This window comes from Bacillus sp. TL12 (genome assembly GCF_022625245.1).
Taxonomy (GTDB): domain Bacteria; phylum Bacillota; class Bacilli; order Bacillales; family Bacillaceae_G; genus Bacillus_A.
Genome location: NZ_JAJJBY010000152.1, coordinates 1 through 1,311, shown reverse-complemented (window position 1 = coordinate 1,311; position 1,311 = coordinate 1). Strand labels below are relative to the sequence as shown.

Genomic DNA, 1,311 nt, shown 5'->3' with positions numbered 1-1,311 from the left:
TGGTCTTACCCCTGTCAAGTGGACAGATTCAAAAAAGACTATGCAATCAGTGTGTTCCGATATTCGATTGGAGCACACTGATTCAGTTTTTTCTGAAATCGTTCATGATTATAGAACCAAATATAATCCTCAATGGCTCGATAGAGATCGTTTTCTGTTTTACATCCAGAAAAATACATATTCTCTGTTTTGACATGTGAAAAGAAGGATTCAATGCATGCATTATCTAGACAGTTTCCCTTGCGAGAATGACTACCTATTATCCCGAATGTTTTAATTTGATTATTGTATGTTTTAGATGTATACTGGAAACCCTGGTCTGAATGAAGGATTGCTCCTTGTACTTCTCTTGTTGTAGCCAGTTTTTTGACAGTATCACTCACCAGCTTCAAATCATTTCGTTTGGATAGCTCCCACGCGACGATTTCATTATTAAAAAGATCTTGGATGGCAGACAGGTAATAGAAACGATCTCCAAGATCTAGATAGGTTATATCTGTAACATAAAGACGGTTCGGTTTATTCGTTTTAAATACACGATTGAGTCGATTCGGTTGTATGATAGAGGCCTTCCGCCCAAAGAAACGGCGTTTCTTTCGAATTACAGACCGAATATTCAGCTCTTTCATTAACCTATACACACGTTTATGATTCACATGAAACCCTTCTTTTTTCAGTGCTATTTGCAAGCGGGGACATCCATAAAAAGGACGTGTATGATGGATAGCCATTAAATGTTTCTTCAAGAGTTGTTCATATTGGTACCTTTTTCTTCGAACTTTCTCCGTTTCTCTCCATTTATAGTAGCCAGATCGGGAAACACCCGCAATCGTTACGAGCCAGGTAATAGGATAATTCTTGTGTAATTCGTGAATGATTTCAAAACGTTTTACTTTTGGAACCCATCCTTCCCATGTAGATTTGGATACTGCTTTTTTAAGTATTCAACCTGCGCTTTTAAATAATCTCTTTCTTCCTCGATACTTTTAAATGTTGTTTTAGATAAGCGATGAAAGGGATTGAGTTCTCTTGATTCTCCCCCTCGTTGATCAGCCAAAGGCTCACCCTGCTTATGCTTCTTTACCCAATCTTTCAATTGAGTAGGACTTCTAAGCCCTAGTTCATTTTCCAGAATCTGATAACTCTTTTCTCCATTTACATACAGCATGACTGCCTTACGTTTGAATTCTTCTGTATACGGTTGAAATGTTTGTCCTTTTTTAGCCAAAGAAAATCCCCTCCAAATAGAGTGTAACACTTACTTATCAAAAACAGTCTTTTTACACTGTCTACTCAAAAGGGATAATACCA

Annotated in this window: 1 protein-coding gene; it reads right to left on the bottom strand. The window is 37.4% G+C overall.

Features of this window, described 5'->3' with window-relative positions; genetic code table 11:
* Window positions 1-38 precede the first annotated feature (38 nt).
* A protein-coding gene (locus LOK41_RS28165) for an IS3 family transposase (protein ID WP_481748848.1) occupies window positions 39-1,228 on the bottom strand; the annotation gives its coding sequence in 2 pieces (ribosomal slippage) (window positions 39-928 and window positions 928-1,228; 1,191 coding nt in all).
* Window positions 1,229-1,311: the final 83 nt, after the last annotated feature.